At 67.2% G+C, this 15,275-nt stretch carries 15 protein-coding genes; 6 read left to right on the top strand and 9 right to left on the bottom strand.

The genetic code is table 11. The features are described from left to right. Positions 1 to 8 precede the first annotated feature (8 nt). Complete coding sequence (locus HMPREF2791_RS02105) at positions 9 to 1,118, top strand: cysteine desulfurase family protein (protein ID WP_070844102.1); 1,110 nt, start codon at positions 9 to 11, stop codon at positions 1,116 to 1,118. Between the two features lie 51 nt (positions 1,119 to 1,169). Then, positions 1,170 to 2,234: a glycoside hydrolase family 25 protein gene (locus tag HMPREF2791_RS02110; RefSeq protein ID WP_070844104.1), complete on the top strand. Its 1,065-nt coding sequence runs from the start codon at positions 1,170 to 1,172 to the stop codon at positions 2,232 to 2,234. Here HMPREF2791_RS02110 and HMPREF2791_RS02115 read toward each other — a convergent pair. From HMPREF2791_RS02115 to HMPREF2791_RS02150, 8 genes are all read right to left on the bottom strand, one after another. Next, complete coding sequence (locus HMPREF2791_RS02115) at positions 2,231 to 3,019, bottom strand: spermidine synthase (RefSeq protein WP_070844106.1); 789 nt, start codon at positions 3,017 to 3,019, stop codon at positions 2,231 to 2,233. The genes HMPREF2791_RS02110 and HMPREF2791_RS02115 overlap by 4 nt on opposite strands. A gap of 14 nt (positions 3,020 to 3,033) precedes the next feature. Further along, positions 3,034 to 3,783: an ABC transporter permease gene (locus tag HMPREF2791_RS02120; RefSeq protein WP_070844108.1), complete on the bottom strand. Its 750-nt coding sequence runs from the start codon at positions 3,781 to 3,783 to the stop codon at positions 3,034 to 3,036. A 3-nt stretch (positions 3,784 to 3,786) separates the two neighbouring features. Then, the gene (locus HMPREF2791_RS02125; protein WP_070844110.1) at positions 3,787 to 4,533 is read right to left on the bottom strand and encodes an ABC transporter permease; all 747 of its coding nucleotides are present in this window, start codon (positions 4,531 to 4,533) and stop codon (positions 3,787 to 3,789) included. Beyond that, positions 4,530 to 5,444: an ABC transporter ATP-binding protein gene (locus HMPREF2791_RS02130; RefSeq protein WP_070844112.1), complete on the bottom strand. Its 915-nt coding sequence runs from the start codon at positions 5,442 to 5,444 to the stop codon at positions 4,530 to 4,532. The genes HMPREF2791_RS02125 and HMPREF2791_RS02130 overlap by 4 nt, the downstream gene beginning before the upstream one ends. An 83-nt stretch (positions 5,445 to 5,527) precedes the next feature. Then, positions 5,528 to 6,208 (bottom strand): response regulator, encoded by a 681-nt coding sequence (locus HMPREF2791_RS02135; RefSeq protein ID WP_070844114.1) that lies wholly within the window; start codon positions 6,206 to 6,208, stop codon positions 5,528 to 5,530. Next, a complete protein-coding gene (locus HMPREF2791_RS02140) occupies positions 6,205 to 7,317 on the bottom strand; it encodes a sensor histidine kinase (RefSeq protein WP_070844116.1) in 1,113 nt (370 codons plus the stop codon). The genes HMPREF2791_RS02135 and HMPREF2791_RS02140 overlap by 4 nt, the downstream gene beginning before the upstream one ends. A gap of 55 nt (positions 7,318 to 7,372) precedes the next feature. Then, positions 7,373 to 7,660 (bottom strand): metal-sensitive transcriptional regulator, encoded by a 288-nt coding sequence (locus HMPREF2791_RS02145; RefSeq protein WP_070844118.1) that lies wholly within the window; start codon positions 7,658 to 7,660, stop codon positions 7,373 to 7,375. 31 nt (positions 7,661 to 7,691) lie between these two features. Then, positions 7,692 to 9,833, bottom strand: coding sequence for a heavy metal translocating P-type ATPase (locus tag HMPREF2791_RS02150; RefSeq protein ID WP_083327855.1), 2,142 nt, complete (start codon positions 9,831 to 9,833; stop codon positions 7,692 to 7,694). Positions 9,834 to 10,008: 175 nt separating this feature from the next. Between HMPREF2791_RS02150 and mnmA the strand changes: the two genes are divergently transcribed. From mnmA to HMPREF2791_RS02165, 3 genes are read left to right on the top strand one after another with little or no spacing between them, the layout of a single operon-like run. Further along, positions 10,009 to 11,088: a tRNA 2-thiouridine(34) synthase MnmA gene (gene mnmA, locus HMPREF2791_RS02155; RefSeq protein ID WP_070474865.1), complete on the top strand. Its 1,080-nt coding sequence runs from the start codon at positions 10,009 to 10,011 to the stop codon at positions 11,086 to 11,088. 10 nt (positions 11,089 to 11,098) lie between these two features. Further along, entirely contained in the window at positions 11,099 to 11,956 is an 858-nt protein-coding gene (locus HMPREF2791_RS02160) for a uroporphyrinogen decarboxylase/cobalamine-independent methonine synthase family protein (protein ID WP_070844122.1), read from the top strand. After that, positions 11,953 to 12,336: a hypothetical protein gene (locus HMPREF2791_RS02165; protein ID WP_141764884.1), complete on the top strand. Its 384-nt coding sequence runs from the start codon at positions 11,953 to 11,955 to the stop codon at positions 12,334 to 12,336. The genes HMPREF2791_RS02160 and HMPREF2791_RS02165 overlap by 4 nt, the downstream gene beginning before the upstream one ends. A 7-nt stretch (positions 12,337 to 12,343) precedes the next feature. On the opposite strand, the gene HMPREF2791_RS02170 is transcribed toward HMPREF2791_RS02165, so the two are convergent. Then, positions 12,344 to 13,018 carry a 3'-5' exonuclease gene (locus HMPREF2791_RS02170; protein ID WP_070844182.1) on the bottom strand — a complete coding sequence of 225 codons (675 nt, stop codon included), beginning with the start codon at positions 13,016 to 13,018 and terminating at the stop codon, positions 12,344 to 12,346. 13 nt (positions 13,019 to 13,031) lie between these two features. Here HMPREF2791_RS02170 and ligA point away from each other — a divergent pair, with 13 nt between their 5' ends. After that, entirely contained in the window at positions 13,032 to 15,104 is a 2,073-nt protein-coding gene (ligA, locus tag HMPREF2791_RS02175) for an NAD-dependent DNA ligase LigA (protein ID WP_371335884.1), read from the top strand. Positions 15,105 to 15,275: the final 171 nt, after the last annotated feature.

The following is a 15,275-nucleotide window of genomic DNA, read 5'->3' on the forward strand; positions in this document are numbered from 1 at the left end:
TGTGGGGCATGGTCTACCTCGATCACGCAGCCACTACTCCCATGCGCCAAAGCGCCATCGACGCGTGGGTGGAGCACGCGGGCGCCTTGAACGCTGGCAGCCAGCACGCCGCCGGGCGCAAGGCGAACGCGGTGCTTGCCGGCGCCCGCGAGCGCATCGCCACGGCACTTGGCGCGGACCCGGTGGAGGTGGTGTTCACCGGGTCCGGCACCGAGGCGAACAACATCGGGGTGCGCGGGCTTCACGGCGCCTCCGGCGGCGGCCGCGTGGTGTCCACCCCGATCGAGCACCCTGCAGTGCTCGAAGTCGTCAAGTCTCTAGGCCAGACCGAATGGCTGCCGGTGGGGCGAGACGGCGTGGTTTCGGACCTGTCGGCGTTGGATACCCCGGCCGCGGTGGCGGCGGTGATGTGGGCGAACAACGAGACCGGCGCGATCCAGCCGGTACGCGAGGTGGTCGCGCGGGCGGCGGCCGCCGGTACTCCGGTGCACGTGGACGCGGTGCAGGCGGTCGGACACATTCCGGTGGACTTTCACGAGCTCGGCGCAGCCACACTTGCGGCCAGCACCCACAAGTTCGGCGGCCCGCGCGGGATGGGCCTGCTTCTAGCGCGTCGTTCGCCGGCGCCCAAGCCGGTGATCCTGGGCGGCGGGCAGGAGCGCGACATCCGCTCCGGCACGGTGGACGTGGCTTCGGCCGCGGCCACGGCGGCGGCGCTGGAGGAGGCTGTCGCCGAAATGGGGCGGGAGCAACAGCGGATCGCGGACTTGCGCGATGCGGTGATTGCGGGGGTGAAAGAGGCGGTGCCGGAGGTGATCGTCGCAAAGCATGAGCCCTGTCTTCCGGGGCACGCGCACTTCATGTTCCCGGGCGCGAACGCGGACGCGCTGATCATGCTGCTGGACGCGCAAGGCATCCAGGTTTCGGCCGGGTCGGCGTGCGCCAGCGGTGTGCTGCGCATGAGCCATGTGCTGGAGGCAATGGGCTTTTCTGAGCGCGAGGCGATGGGCGCGCTGCGCGTGACGGTGGGGCGGACGAACACGCGCGAGGACGTCGACGAGTTTGTCGCCGCGATTCCGGAGGTGGTGGAACGGGCGCGGGCCGCCGGCGCCCTGTAACTTGCGTGTCGCGTGTGGTGCATGTGACTCGAGTGGTTTAGTGTGTCGGTCATGCAGATTTCTCGCCGCATCCGTACCGCAGCCGCCGCCGTGACCGCGCTCGCCTTGGGCCTGAGCGTGATCAACCCGGTGACCGGGCCCGCAGACGCCCAGTCCATCCCGGGCGTGGTCTCCGGCGTGGACGTGGCGGGCCACCAGCGACCGGGCGGCGCCGCCATCGACTGGCGCTCTGTGAGCACCGTCGGCGGCCAGGACTTCGCCTACGTGAAGGCCTCCGAGGGCGACGGCTGGAAGAACGATTTCTACGACGAGGACGCGAAGGCCGCAGCTGACGCCGGGCTGAAGGTGGGCGCCTACCATTACGCGCGCCCGGCGGAGGACCCGGTGGCGCAGGCGCGCTACTTTGCCTCGGTGGTCAACGACGGCCCGGCGACCCAGCTGCCGCCGGTGCTGGACCTCGAGGTCGACGAAGGCCTGGGCCCGGTGCAGCTGGCGGGTTGGACGCAGGCGTTCCTCTCCGAGCTGGAGGCGCGCACAGGCAAGCGCCCGATGATCTACACCTACCGCTACTTCTGGTACGAGCGCATGAACGATACCCGCGCCTTCACCTCGTACCCGCTGTGGCTGGCGGCTTACCAGAACCGCCCGCCGGCCCCGGTCGGCGGCTGGGACAAGCTTTCCTTCTGGCAGCGCAGCGATTCCGGCCGAGTGGTGGGCATCAACACGCCGGTGGACATGAACATCTTCAACGGCAACGCCGCGCAGCTGGGCCAGTTCGCGGCCGGTGACCTGCGCGCCGGCGGCGGCGTGCTCGAGCAGTTCCAGGTGCAGGACTCCGGCGAGCTGAAGGTGCTCGAGCAGGACAGCACCAAGCTCGTTGTGGCCATCCTCGCGCTCGCCGCGGGCGGTCTGGGTACGCAGCAGCTTATCGACGCCGCCCGCCTCGCCGGCTTCGACCCGACCGACGCGGACAACATCGCAAACCTCGTCCGCGCGCTGGCGGGCCAGGGCGAGCTGCCGATCGAGGACCTGCAGAAGATGATGGTCGGCGACTACCAGATCGGCGACCTGCTCATCCTGCTGGACAACGCCGCGAAGGAAGCGAACCGGGGCTAGTCGTGGCGAGGTTGCGTCGCTAAGCGGCGGCACCAGGCCTCGTCTTTGAACTGCGCCGGCACCCCGCCCTTGAGCAGGTTGCGGGTGAGCGCGTCGCTCGCCTGGAGCGGTGAGTTCGCGCCGATGAGCACGATGTTGCCGTAGCGGCGGCCTTTCAGCATCGGTGGGTCCGCGATGGCCGCGACGTGCGGGAACACCTCCAACATCCCCGCCAGCTCCTCTTTGGCCTCCTTGAGGTCCGAGTGCGAGCCGCAGTTGGCCACGTAGAAGCCGCCTTCGCTTAACGACGTCCACGCCGCAGCGTAAAACTCCACCGTCGTCAGGTTGCGCGGGGTGGTGGCGGAGGTAAACACGTCGCGGATGATCACGTCGCGGGTCGCTGGCTTGAACGCGTCGGTGACCTCGCGGGCGTCGCCGACGCGGATTTTCACGGTGGGGGACCGGGGGACGTCGAAAAGCTCGCGCGCAAGGACGGTGAGCTCCGAATCGATCTCGACGACCGTGCTGCGCGAGCCGGGCCACGCGGCGGCGAAGTAGCGGGCGAGGGTGCACGCGCCGCCGCCGAGGTGCGTCAGGCGCGACTTGGCCCTCTTTGTCTCCGGGTAGGCGTCGTTGAGGAAATCGGCCATCCAGCGCATGTACTCGAAATCCAGCCGGGTCGGCTCGCCGGGGACGACGTGGGAGCTGGGCACGCCGTTGACCAGCAGCACCATGGAGCCGTCGGGTTCGTGCAGAACTTCGGCGACGCCGGTGTCGATCTCGTGAAACTCACTTTTGGCAGCCATGGCTGGTGAGGTTACTAGAGGCGCGCGTCGGTCCCGCGCAGGTAGGCCACCGAGGCGGCCCAGCCGGCTGCGGCGAGTGCGGCCGAGGCGAGCACCACCGTCAGAACGGTCCCGGCGTCGATAGCGCCGGCGTCGGCGACGGCAGTGCTGCCCAGCCACAGCGTTTCCGACAGCAGCGCCGGCGCCGAGACGAACCGCACGCCGGGCATGCCGGAGGCGAGCGCGCCGAAGGAGATGAGGCTGGCCACCACGGCGATGCCGATGGGGGCCGCGAAGCTGCGGATGACCATGGACAGCAGCGACTGCCAGGCCGCCACCGCCACTATCGGCGCCAGCGACAGGAACGCGGCGGCGAGGAGGTGGACGGGGATCTCGCCCGGCACGCCGAGCACCAGTCCGACTGCGAGCGCGAGGATCACCAGCACCGCGTGCATGGTTGCGGCCGCGATGCTGATCGCCGCAATCTTGGAGGCAACCAGGCTGCTGGTGCCGCGAGTGGAGGTGAGCATGGTCAGCCAGTTGTGTCCCCGGTGCTCCACGCGCCAGGCGTAGGCGGCCAGCACGGCGATTCCGGCGGTGCAAAACAGCAAGCCGTAGAAGAGCATGATCTGGGAGAAGTAGCTGTCCCAGCCCGTAGACAGTGTCTCGGAATTGGCGGAGTAGTTGCTGGCGCCGATGCCGACAGCGATGAGCGGCACGAGCACCACCACCGCCCACATGTGGGAGCGCTTGAACTTCAGCAGGTCGTTTGTGATCAGATGCATGGTTTAGATTTCCTTCCGGTCCAGGGCCTTCGAACCTGCGGTGAACACTGCGGCGGCGAGGACAAGGTATGCGGCCCACAGCAACCAGCCGGGCTGGGTTGGAGTGACGCCCGACTCAGTGAAGCCGAACGGCAGCAGCACGGCGTAGTAGCCGAAGGGGTTGATCGCTGCGAGCCAAGACGGGGAGAGCAGTGCAGCGATGCCCAGGAACCCCCCGACGATGCCGACGCCGAGCACGACGATCTGGGAATCGACCACCGCCGCGAGCAGCAGCATCACGGCCAGCAGCGCAATGCTGGTACCCACGGCGCCGAGACCGAAGCGCAGCCACGTGGAACACATCGCCGCGTCAGGTGCGGGTGCGCCCATCGCGACGGGCAGTGCGAGGGTCGCGGCGAATTCGAGTGCGATGAACACGACCACGATCAGGCTGGCAACGCCGAACTTGCGGGTGAGCAACGTTCCCGGCCTCGTACCGGCAATCGCGTTGAGCCGCCACCCGCCGCTCGCGTGCTCCGTGTCGACGATGCGGCTGGCCACCAGTGCCAGCTGCAGGGGAGTGAGAAACGCCAGGGCCATGTCCAGCCCGACGAGGTGGCTCGCCCACTGGGTGTGCGGGTCGGCCTGGAAATCGGCAATGAGATCGCCCGCGAACAGGTTCATGCTGGTAAACAGCACGATGCCGGCGCACATGAGCAGGCACAGCCACACAATCTTGGTGCGCTTGAGCTTGGCAAATTCGACCATCATGCACCCATCACCTCCTTGCCCGTCAGGCCGATGAAGACGTCTTCCAGGCTGCGGCGCTTGCGCACCACCTGGTGCAGCGCCACGCCGTGGGAGACGAGGTGGGCGCAGGTCTCGGCGACCTGGGCGTCGCTAAGCCCGGAAAGCTCCAGGCCACCCTCGACGAAGGTGGGATGAAGTGCCCGCAGCACCTCGGCGGCGGCATCGGGGTGAGGGGTTTGGATGAACACGTCCGGCAGTTGCGCGCTGTAGAGCTCGTCCTGCGAGCCCTGAAACACCAGCTTGCCGTGGTTGATGATGGTCAGATCTGAGGCCATCTTCTCAATCTCGGACAACAGGTGGCTAGACACCAGCACGGTGCGGCCGTGGTCGCGGGCGAGGCTGATGATCAGCTCGCGGATCTCCTCGATGCCGGCGGGGTCGAGGCCGTTGGTCGGCTCGTCCAGGATCAGAAGCTGCGGGTCGCGCACCAGCGCCATCGCGATGCCGAGGCGCTGCTTCATGCCCAGCGAGTAGTTCTTCACCAGCTTGTCCATGTGGTTGTCCAGGCGCACCAGCTTCACCGCGTGGCGCGCCTGCTCCTTGTCGGTGCCGAGCAGGCGGGTGACAATGCGCATATTCTCCCCGCCGGTTAAGTGCGGGTAGGCGGCCGGCGCCTCAATGAGCGAACCGACGCCCGAGAGCACCTCCGCCCGGTTGGCGCGGGTGATCGGCTGGCCCAGCATCGTGATCTCGCCGCCAGTCGGCGCGATCAGCCCGAGGAGCATCTTCATGGTGGTGGACTTGCCGGAGCCGTTCGGCCCTAGCAGCCCGTGCACCACGCCCGGCTGGACTTCGAGGTCGAGGTCGTGGACAACGTCTGTGCTTCCGTAGGTCTTGGTCAGACCCCGGGTGTGAATGATCGGTGTTGCCATGCGTTCAAGGTTCGCGCATGGCAGGGGGTAAACGCGTCGGCGCAGGGCACGATTTTGGGCGTGATACCCAGGTATGACGCGGCTTAGGAATCCAGCAGGTCCGCCCGCGAGACCAACCCGGTGCGGTACGCGAAAAGGGCCGCGTGCACCCGGTCGCGCGACTGCGTCTTCGCCAGCACCCGGCCCACGTGCGTCTTCACCGTGGGCATGGAAATGAACATCCGCTCCGCGATCTCGCAGTTGCTCCAGCCCCGGGCAATCGCGACGAGCACCTCGCGCTCGCGCTCGGTGAGCTCGCCCAGCGCGAGGCGGTCGGTGGGGGACAAGGCCACCGCATCTTCAGTCGGGGCAGCAAGCTTTGCGACGATCCGGTTCGTCGCCCTCGGCGAAATCACCGCGTCACCGCCTGCAACCGTGCGGATCGCGTCCAGCAGCGCCTCCGGTTCAGCGTCTTTGAGCAAGAACCCGCTCGCGCCCGCGCTGATCCCGCCGAGCACGTAGTCCTCGTCGTCGAACGTGGTCAGCACGATCACCTTCGTGTCCGGGTGGTGTTGGGTGATGCGCCGGGTGGCGGCGATGCCGTCGAGGACGGGCATCTGCACGTCCATAAGCACTATGCCCACCGGATCGCTGGCGCATACCTGCACTGCCTCCTCGCCGTTAGCGGCGAGCCAGCGGACCTCCATGTCCGGCTGGGAGTCCAGCACGTTGCGGATGCCGTGGAGAAACAGCGCTTGGTCGTCTGCGAGTCCGAGAGTGATCATGAGTTCAGCGGGATCCTTGCCGTTGTGGTCCAGGTGCCGGTGGGGTTGGCCGATGCGGACACCGTGCCGCCGGAAAGCGCTGCGCGTTGCCGCATCCCCTCCACGCCGTGGCCCGGACGCGTGGCCGCGCCGGGAGCGACCGGGTTCGTCGTTTCTACCACGACGTTATCTGCGCCCCAGCGCACCGCGAGCTCGGCGCGGCCGGTGCCGTGCTTCATGGCGTTGGTCAGGGATTCTTGCATGATGCGCTGCACGGTCAACGCGGTTGCCGGGGCCAGGTCCTCGGGAGGGGCGCCCTGGGCGGTGTAATCAACGTCGAGACCGCCTGCGCGGCTGGTGGCGACCAGGCCGTCGATGTCCAATTCCGTCGCTGGTTCCAGGGGGCGCTGCTCGGCGCTTCGCAACAGCTCCACCACGCCGCGCATCTGGCGCAGCGAGTCGCGGCCGACGCCGCCGATGGTGTGCAGCGTCTCGTCCTTCGCCTCCGGGGTGGCGGCGAAGCGCGCGCCGTCGGCCTGCGCGACAATGACGGTCAGCGAGTGGGTGACAATGTCGTGGATCTCGCGCGCGAGGTGGGCGCGCTGCTCCTGGGCCTCGCGCTCGAACTGCTCGCGCTGTCGGGCCAGATCCTTCTCCGCGGTCTCCTCGGCCCGGCGGCGTAGCTCTCCGAACAGCAGCGCCACGGTCAGCAGAATGATGCTCCAGAAGACGTAGGGGAGCCGCTCAACCGGCTCGAGTGCGGTGAGCGCGGGGACGACGAACGCGGTGGCTGCGGCGTCGCCAAGCAAAAGTGCAGCCGTGGCGATGTCGCGGTGCGGGGCAGGCAGGTGGCGCCTGGCGATGTAGGCGGCGAAAGGCGCCACGGCGATCGTGCCGACCGGGAGTGTGTCGCAAAACGCCGTGGGAATGAGCACCGCGACAATCGCAGCGAACGTTTCCAGGGGCCAGCGCCAGCGGGTAAACGGGGCCACAACGGCGCAGGCCAGCAGTGCGAGCCCGACGACCAACTGCCGCGAATCCGGCAGCAGCCCAACTAGGCAGGGGACCAGCATGAACGCTGCCATGCTCGCATTGCGGATGCGCACTGCGCGGGTGGTGGAAAAGTTCATGGCCGTCCACGCTACTTGCCGCCGCGAGCAGTCGCGTCGTACCGCGGTATGACGTTTAGGACTTCACCATTCGCGCGATTGCGGCGGACGCCTCTTCGATCTTGGCGTCGGCTTCCTGCCCGTCGCTGATCGCATTGGCAACACAGTGCTTCAAGTGGTCGTCCAGCAAACCCAGTGCTACGCCCTTCAGCGCCGCGTTGACCGCACTGATCTGGGTGAGGATGTCAATGCAGTAGGCGTTTTCGTCGATCATGCGGTGGATACCGCGGGTTTGCCCCTCGATTCGTTTGAGCCGGGCGAGGTAGCGGTCTTTATCGCTGATGTAGCCGTGGTCGTTCATCATGGGCCTCCTGAGTGGTGTGGACGGTGCCGGGTCACTTGGACCGGTTAAGCATCCGGTCGGTGCTGCTCTGCGGGGTGAGGTCGAGGCGGCGGAGCAGCTGCGCATTGAGGGCGACGACGACGGTCGAGGCCGACATCAGAATTGCGCCGACGCTCATCGGCATCACGAACCCGATTGGGGCGAGGATACCGGCAGCCAGCGGAACGGACAGCAGGTTGTAGCCGGCCGCCCACCACAGGTTCTGCTTCATCTTCCGGTAGGTCGCACGGGAGAGCTCGATGACCGAAAGCACCGATCGCGGGTCGGAGCTTGCCAGGACGACGCCCGCCGAGCCGATGGCCACGTCTGTGCCGGCACCGATCGCGATGCCGACATCGGCCTGGGCCAGCGCGGGGGCGTCGTTGACGCCGTCGCCGACCATGGCGACCTTGTGGCCCTCGCCTTGCAGTTCCTTGACTTTCGCGGCCTTGTGCTCGGGACGCACACCCGCGAAGACCCGGTCAATGCCCAGATCCTTGGCTACGGTGTCCGCGACGGCCTGCGCGTCGCCGGTGATCATCACGACTTGAGCACCCACAGAGTGCAATGCGTCGACGGCGTCGCGGGACTCGGGGCGGATCTCGTCGGCAAGCCGGAGTGCTCCGATCACTTCGCCGTCGGCGAGGACGTGGAGAATGATCGCGCCCTCCTTTCGCCACTCGTCTGCGATGGGGAGCTCTTCGGCGGAATGCTTCTCAAGCAGGTAGGGGCCGCCGACCTCGATTACCTCACCGTCAACAGTTGCCTTCACGCCCACGGCTGGCGACGAGGAGAAGTCGCTGGCACTCGGCACAGCCACGTCACGGGTCTCCGCCGCACCGGTGATGGCGCGAGCGAGTGGGTGCTCACTGTCCGCCTCGGCGGCCGCTGCCAGCGCGAGCACGTCTGCTTCCTCATATCCGCTGATGGTGTCGATCGCGGTGACGGTGGGTTCGCCTTTGGTGAGGGTGCCGGTCTTGTCGAACAACACGGCGTCGACGGTGCGCATGGATTCGAGAGCGAGCCGATCCTTGATCAGTACCCCACCGCGGGCGGCGCGCTCAGTCGCAATCGAGACGACCAGCGGGATTGCAAGACCTAGGGCGTGAGGGCAGGCGATGACGAGCACCGTAATGGTGCGCACTACGGCGTCGTTTGGCATGCCGACGACGGTCCAGACCACGGCGGTCAGAATGGCGGCGCCGAGGGTGAACCAGAACAACCACGCGGCGGCCTTGTCTGCGAGGCGCTGCGCCCGCGATGACGATTCTTGCGCATCGGTGACGAGCTTTTGAATGCCGGCCAACGCGGTGTCGCCACCCGTGGCTGTGACCTCGATGCGCAGACCCGAGTCTGTCGCGATGGTGCCAGCGACCACGTGCTCGCCTTCACCGCGGCGCACCGTTTTCGACTCACCGGTGACCATCGACTCGTCCATGCTGGCGCTGCCGTCGACGATTATGCCGTCGGCAGGCACGGACGCGCCGGGCCGCACGATCACGACATCGCCGACCTCAAGATCCGCCGGGGTGACCTTCACTACTTCGTCGCCGTCGATCTTCTCGGCCTCGTCGGGCAGAAGTGCGGCGAGCGAATCCAGGGCCGAGGTGGTCTGGGCGAGGGAGCGCATCTCGATCCAGTGCCCCAGCAGCATGATGACCACCAGCAGCGCCAGTTCCCACCAGAAATTCAGCCCACGGTCCAGCAAGTTCAGGCTCGCACCCCAGGAGGAGACGAAAGCGACCGTGATCGCCAGGGCGATCAGCAGCATCATGCCGGGTTTTCGTGAGCGGATCTCGGAGACAGCACCCGTCAAGAACGGGCGACCTCCCCAGAAGTAAATGACCGTGCCCAAGAGCGGCGAGATCCAGCGGGTCCATTCCGCGTCAGGCAGCTGGTAGCCGATGAGGTGGGTGAAGGTTTCGTTAAATCCGACGACCGGGATCGCGAGAACCAGCATGATCCAGAAGAGCCTGCGGAACTGGGCTACGTGATCGCCGTGGCCTGCGTGGCCCGCGTGGCCATGGCCTCCATGTTCTCCGTGGCCCGCGTGCTCTGTGTGGTTGTGGCCGGCATGGCCTCCGTGGTTGCTGTGTTCGTGATGGCTGGCGTGCCCACCGGGTTCGGTGCCGGAGTGGGCGTGTCTGTCGTTCATGGTTCGGTCCTCTCGGTGCAGTTCATCGTTGTGGTCGGTTCGGCCGTGCCGGGCGGCCTAGCACGACGGCCGTCTTCCACCTTAATACCCCAGGGGGGTATATGTCGAGGGGGTGTTTCCACGTGACCAGCCGGACGTTTCACCTTTCGCCTTCACGGGACTACACTGCGCCGACATGCGAGTATTGGCGGCCATGAGCGGGGGAGTCGACTCCTCTGTCGCTGCTGCGCGCCTTGTGGAGGCGGGCCACGACGTCGTCGGTGTGCACCTGGCGCTGAGCAAGGACGCGCAACAGACCCGCGAGTCCGCCCGCGGCTGCTGTTCCCTGGAGGACTCCGCCGACGCGCGCCGCGTGTGCGACCACCTGGGCATCCCGTTTTACGTGTGGGACTTCTCTGACCGCTTCAAAGAAGAGGTCATCGACAACTTCGTGTGGTCCTACGAGCACGGTGAGACCCCCAACCCGTGCCTGCGCTGCAACGAGAAGATCAAGTTCGCGGCACTGTTGGACCGCGCGGTGACCTTGGGCTTCGACGCGATCGCCACCGGGCACTACGCAATTATCGACGACCAGGGCAACCTCCGCCGATCCACCGACCCGAAGAAAGACCAGTCCTACGTGCTCGGCGTGCTCACCCGCGACGATCTGGACCGCTGCATCTTCCCGGTCGGCGACACCGAGAAGCCGCAGATCCGCGAGGAGGCGGCCCGCCACGGGTTCGCCACCGCGTCCAAGCCGGATTCCTACGACATCTGCTTCATCCCGGACGGCAACACCCAGGCGTTTCTGGGCCGATCCATCGGCATGCGCCCAGGCATGATCAAGGACACCGAGGGCCGCGAGCTGAAGGAACACGACGGGGCGTTCCAGTACACGATCGGCCAGCGCAAGGGGCTGAACATCCGCGTGCCTGCCGAAGACGGCAAGCCGCGCTACGTCACCGACGTGGACACCTCCACTGGCACGGTCACCGTCGGCCCGCGGGAGGCGCTGAAGGTCAACGAGATCACCGCCGACCGCCTGAAGGTGCTGCACCCAGCTATGGAGGGCGAGTTCGAGGCCAACGTGCAGATCCGCGCCCACGGCGGAGTCGTGCCCTGCACCGCGCGCGTTGAGGGCGATGCGATGACGCTCACGCTGCACGAGCCGCTTGAAGGCGTGGCGCGCGGCCAGGCGGCGGTGCTCTACCTGCCGGACCCGGACGGTTTGGGGGACATCGTGCTCGGCTCCGGAACCATCTGCGCCACTGCGTAACATCGGCTCCGTGACAACACTTCCTCCCACCGCGTTCGGCCTCGGGCCTCTGCCCGGCACCGACCTCGCGCAAGCCGCGGACGTGGTGCTCTCCGAGACCCCGCTGCCGCACGTCCCGCAGCTACCCGACCGCGGCGTCGGCTCGGATCTGATCGGCCGCACTGCCGCGATGCTGGAGATCCCCGTGGCGCGCGGGCCCAGAGGTTGGCGCGTGGCGGCCCGGGCAAGCAAGGATGCGGACCGGATGGAGCGCGACCTCGACCACCTCGAGGAGCTCTGGCACGGCAAGGCGGACACCGTGAAGGTACAGTTGGCCGGCCCGTTCACGCTCGCCGCCGAGATCGAGATGGCCAACGGCCACCGCATGATCACCGACCCTGGCGCGCTTCGCGACCTCACGGACGCGCTGTTGGAGGTGTGCGTGGGGCACCGGAGGGACGTCGAGGGGCGATTTGGCGCAAGCGTTTTGCAGCTGGACGAGCCGCGCCTGCCCGAGGTCGTCGCCGGCACGCTGCAAGGCGCGACCGACTTCGAGACCATCCGCGCGATCTCCGAGCCGGAGGAGACGCTCGCGCGCTTCGGCGAGCATCTGCTGCATACGCCCAAGCTTCTCGACGTCCCGTGGCTGACCTGCGACCCGCGCCGCGCCGACAAAGACGCGCTTGCCCGGCTGCTGGACGGTGGCACCCGTATCGCGATTCCGGTGATGGCCCCGCGCGAGCTGTACAACCTCTTCGACGAGCTGCAGATCGACCCGGCCACCACGACCGTAGACGTCTACGCCGAGTCTGCCCAGACTCTGGTGGACAGCGCGGCGAACTACCGGGCGGCGCGGGAGATGGCCGAGGCACTTACAGTGGAGGTATGAGTACGTCACTGCATTGGGATAAGAAGAAAGCCGATTTCTCGATGGGAATCGTCTTCGGCGTGATGTTCTTCGTCGTTTTCGGCCTCGTGATGGACGACATGTTGTTAGGCACCGGGATCGGCATCGCGTTCTTCGCCGCGTTTGGGCTTTTGTCGGGCAAGCGCGAGGCCGATTTTGACGGGCAGACGCTGCGCCTGGTGGAGAAGAAAGAGACCACAGAGCTCGACGCCGCAAGTATCGCCGACGTGATCATCAGCGAGTCGGGCGCGATGGTGGTGAAGACCAAATCGGGGGAGACGTACTCGGTCGAATCTGAGGGAGACAACCGGGGGCTGCACGACTTCGCGGAGAAGCTGCGCGCGGAGCTGGCGCTGAGCTAACCCAGCATCAGCCCAGCATGGGCCAGCCGGGCAGGACGCTCGAGGCGTCCCGGCCCTGGGACTCGAAGTAGCGCTTCCGGTCCTCCTGCAGCGTGAAGTACTCCACTGCCTGGTACTCCATGAGCTCGCCGGCATCCATCTGCGCGAGCTCGGGGTAGAGCTTGCGTACCTGCATCCACGCCACACGGGCGGCGGCGAACGCGTCGGCGGTGGCCTCGTGCGCGTTGTCCAACCGCACGCCGTAGTGCTCGCACATCGACGTCAGGTTGCGCGGGCCCTTGCGGTAGCGGTCCTTGGCGCGGTCGATCAGCAGGGGGTCGAACACCGGGCCGGTGACCGTGAAGTCGCCGGTGAGCTGGCGCAGCACCGTCAGGTCGTAGGGGGCGTTGAACACCACTAGGGTCAGGCCGTCCTCCCAGCCCTTCTTGATCGCCTCGACGGTCTCGCGCACCACCTCGTCGTGGTCGCGTCCCTCCGCGCGGGCCTTCTCCGTGGTAATGCCGTGCACCTTCGCGGCCTCCTCCGGGATCTCCACCCCGGGGTCGGCGAGGGTTTCGTTGGCGTCGACCTCGGAGCCGTCGATACGCACGAGCGCAGAGGTGACCACACGGGCCTCGCGCGGGTTGGCGGAGGTGGTCTCCAGGTCGAAGGAGAGCATGCGGGAGGCGTCGAAAGTGGCCATGAGCGACATTGTAATGAGCGCGCCGACACGGGCAGCGCGGACGCTAGACTCGGGTGCCGTGAGTGAAATTTCCGCTGATCTGCACCGTGAATGGGACGAGCTGGCCGCTGAGGTCCGCAAGCACCGGGACTTGTACTACAACGGCCAGCCGGTGATCACCGACGGCGAGTTCGACGAGCTGTTCCGCCGCCTTCAGAAGCTGGAGGAGGACCACCCGGAGCTGGCCGTGCCGGACTCGCCCACGAATGAGGTCGGCGCACCCGCCACCGACACCGCGTTCGCGGACGTCACCCACCCCGAACGCATGATGAGCCTGGACAACGTCTTCAACGAAGACGAGATGCGCGAGTGGCTCTCCAAGGCACCCGGTCCGTACCTCACGGAGCTGAAGATCGACGGGTTGTCCATCGACCTCGTCTACGAAAACGGCGAGCTGACGCGTGCGGCAACCCGCGGCGACGGCACCACCGGTGAGGACATCACCGCCAACGCGCGGGTGATCGAGGACATCCCGCAGAAGCTCACTGGCGACGCCCCGGCGTTCCTGGAGGTCCGCGGCGAGGTGTTCATCCGCCCCGAGGACTTCCCGGAGCTCAACGAGCTGCGCCAGAAAGAGGGCGGCAAGCCGTTTGCCAACCCGCGCAACACCGCGGCTGGTGGCTTGAGGCAGAAGAACCCGGAGGACGTCAAGAAGCGAAAGCTCCGCATGATCTGCCACGGAATCGGCGCGCGCGAGGGCTTCACCCCGGAAAGCCAACACGAGGCCTACGAGAAGCTCGCTGAGTGGGGCCTGCCGGTCAGCGAGTACACGCGCCGGGCCGAGACCGCCGATGAGGTCATCGAGGCGGTCAACTACTGGGGCGAGCACCGCAACGATGCCATCCACGAGATGGACGGCCTGGTGGTCAAGGTGGATTCCGTGGCCGAGCAGCGCGCCCTGGGAGCGACCTCGCGCGCGCCGCGGTGGGCGATCGCGTACAAGTACCCGCCGCAGGAGGTGACCACGAAGCTGCTTGACATCGAGGTCTCCGTCGGCCGCACGGGACGTGCGACCCCGTTCGCGGTGTTGGAGCCGGTGTTCGTCTCCGGCTCGACAGTGTCCATGGCCACGCTGCACAACCAGCACGAGGTCAAGCGCAAGGGTGTCATGATCGGCGACACGGTGGTGGTGCGCAAGGCCGGCGAAATCATCCCGGAGGTGCTCGGTCCGGTGGCGGATCTTCGCGACGGCACCGAGCGCGAATTCGTCTACCCCGAAAACTGCCCCGCCTGCGGCACGAAGCTCGCCCCCGCGAAGGAGGGCGACGCGGACTGGCGCTGTCCGAACACCCGCTCCTGCCCGGCGCAGCTGGCCACGCGCTTGGAGTACATCGCCTCGCGCGGCGCGTTCGACATCGAAGCCCTCGGGGAGAAGGGCGCGGTCGACCTCATCGCCTCCGGCGTGCTCGAGGACGAGGCGAAACTCTTCGATCTCACCGAGGACGACCTGAAAAAGTCCAGCGTGTACACCCGCAAGGACGGCGAGGTCAACGCGTCGGGCAAAAAGCTGCTTGCCAATCTGGAGACCGCCAAGGGCGCCGACCTCTGGCGCGTCATCGTCGCGCTATCCATCCGCCACGTCGGCCCCACCGCGGCCCGCGCGCTCGCGTCGCGCTTCCACTCGATGCAATCGCTTATCGACGCCCCCGTGGCCGACCTCGCCGAAACCGACGGTGTGGGCGACGTGATCGCCGAGAGCTTCAAAGAGTGGTTCACCGTGGACTGGCACCAAAACATCGTGGACAGCTGGGCCGCGGCCGGCGTGACTATGGAATCCGCCGAGGAGGACCGCGCCCCGCAGACCCTGGAGGGGCTGACCATCGTCGCCACCGGCACGCTGGAGGGCTTCACCCGCGATGAAATCAAGGAAGCCATCTTGTCGCGCGGCGGCAAGGCGGCCGGCTCGGTGTCGAAGAAGACCGACTACGTGGTCGTGGGCGAAAACGCCGGATCGAAGGCCGCGAAGGCGGAGGAGCTGGGCCGGCCGATCCTCACCGAGGCGCAGTTTGTGCAGCTGCTCGAGGGCGGCCCCGACGCGCTTGCGTAAGGCGCGCGGCGCTCAGGCCGATCAGTGCAGCCGCCCAGACGGCGAGGGCCCACCACAGCCAGATGGGGAACTGGCCGTTCCAGTTCACGCCGAATGAGAGCAACCACACCACCGCTGCGGAGATCACAGCGTTGACGAGGGCGTAAGTGGGGCCCTTGGCGTTCCGCACGG

This window comes from Corynebacterium sp. HMSC034A01 (assembly GCF_001838175.1).
In the GTDB taxonomy this organism is placed as follows: domain Bacteria; phylum Actinomycetota; class Actinomycetes; order Mycobacteriales; family Mycobacteriaceae; genus Corynebacterium.

Bases quoted from the DNA above. Each gene is read 5' to 3' on its own strand.
- HMPREF2791_RS02105 (WP_070844102.1), top strand. From the start codon at position 9: ATGGTCTACCTCGATCACGCAGCCACTACTCCCATGCGCCAAAGCGCC.
- HMPREF2791_RS02110 (WP_070844104.1), top strand. From the start codon at position 1,170: ATGCAGATTTCTCGCCGCATCCGTACCGCAGCCGCCGCCGTGACCGCG.
- HMPREF2791_RS02115 (WP_070844106.1), bottom strand. From the start codon at position 3,019: ATGGCTGCCAAAAGTGAGTTTCACGAGATCGACACCGGCGTCGCCGAA.
- HMPREF2791_RS02120 (WP_070844108.1), bottom strand. From the start codon at position 3,783: ATGCATCTGATCACAAACGACCTGCTGAAGTTCAAGCGCTCCCACATG.
- HMPREF2791_RS02125 (WP_070844110.1), bottom strand. From the start codon at position 4,533: ATGATGGTCGAATTTGCCAAGCTCAAGCGCACCAAGATTGTGTGGCTG.
- HMPREF2791_RS02130 (WP_070844112.1), bottom strand. From the start codon at position 5,444: ATGGCAACACCGATCATTCACACCCGGGGTCTGACCAAGACCTACGGA.
- HMPREF2791_RS02135 (WP_070844114.1), bottom strand. From the start codon at position 6,208: ATGATCACTCTCGGACTCGCAGACGACCAAGCGCTGTTTCTCCACGGC.
- HMPREF2791_RS02140 (WP_070844116.1), bottom strand. From the start codon at position 7,317: ATGAACTTTTCCACCACCCGCGCAGTGCGCATCCGCAATGCGAGCATG.
- HMPREF2791_RS02145 (WP_070844118.1), bottom strand. From the start codon at position 7,660: ATGATGAACGACCACGGCTACATCAGCGATAAAGACCGCTACCTCGCC.
- HMPREF2791_RS02150 (WP_083327855.1), bottom strand. From the start codon at position 9,833: ATGAACGACAGACACGCCCACTCCGGCACCGAACCCGGTGGGCACGCC.
- mnmA (WP_070474865.1), top strand. From the start codon at position 10,009: ATGCGAGTATTGGCGGCCATGAGCGGGGGAGTCGACTCCTCTGTCGCT.
- HMPREF2791_RS02165 (WP_141764884.1), top strand. From the start codon at position 11,953: ATGAGTACGTCACTGCATTGGGATAAGAAGAAAGCCGATTTCTCGATG.
- HMPREF2791_RS02170 (WP_070844182.1), bottom strand. From the start codon at position 13,018: ATGGCCACTTTCGACGCCTCCCGCATGCTCTCCTTCGACCTGGAGACC.
- ligA (WP_371335884.1), top strand. From the start codon at position 13,032: ATGAGCGCGCCGACACGGGCAGCGCGGACGCTAGACTCGGGTGCCGTG.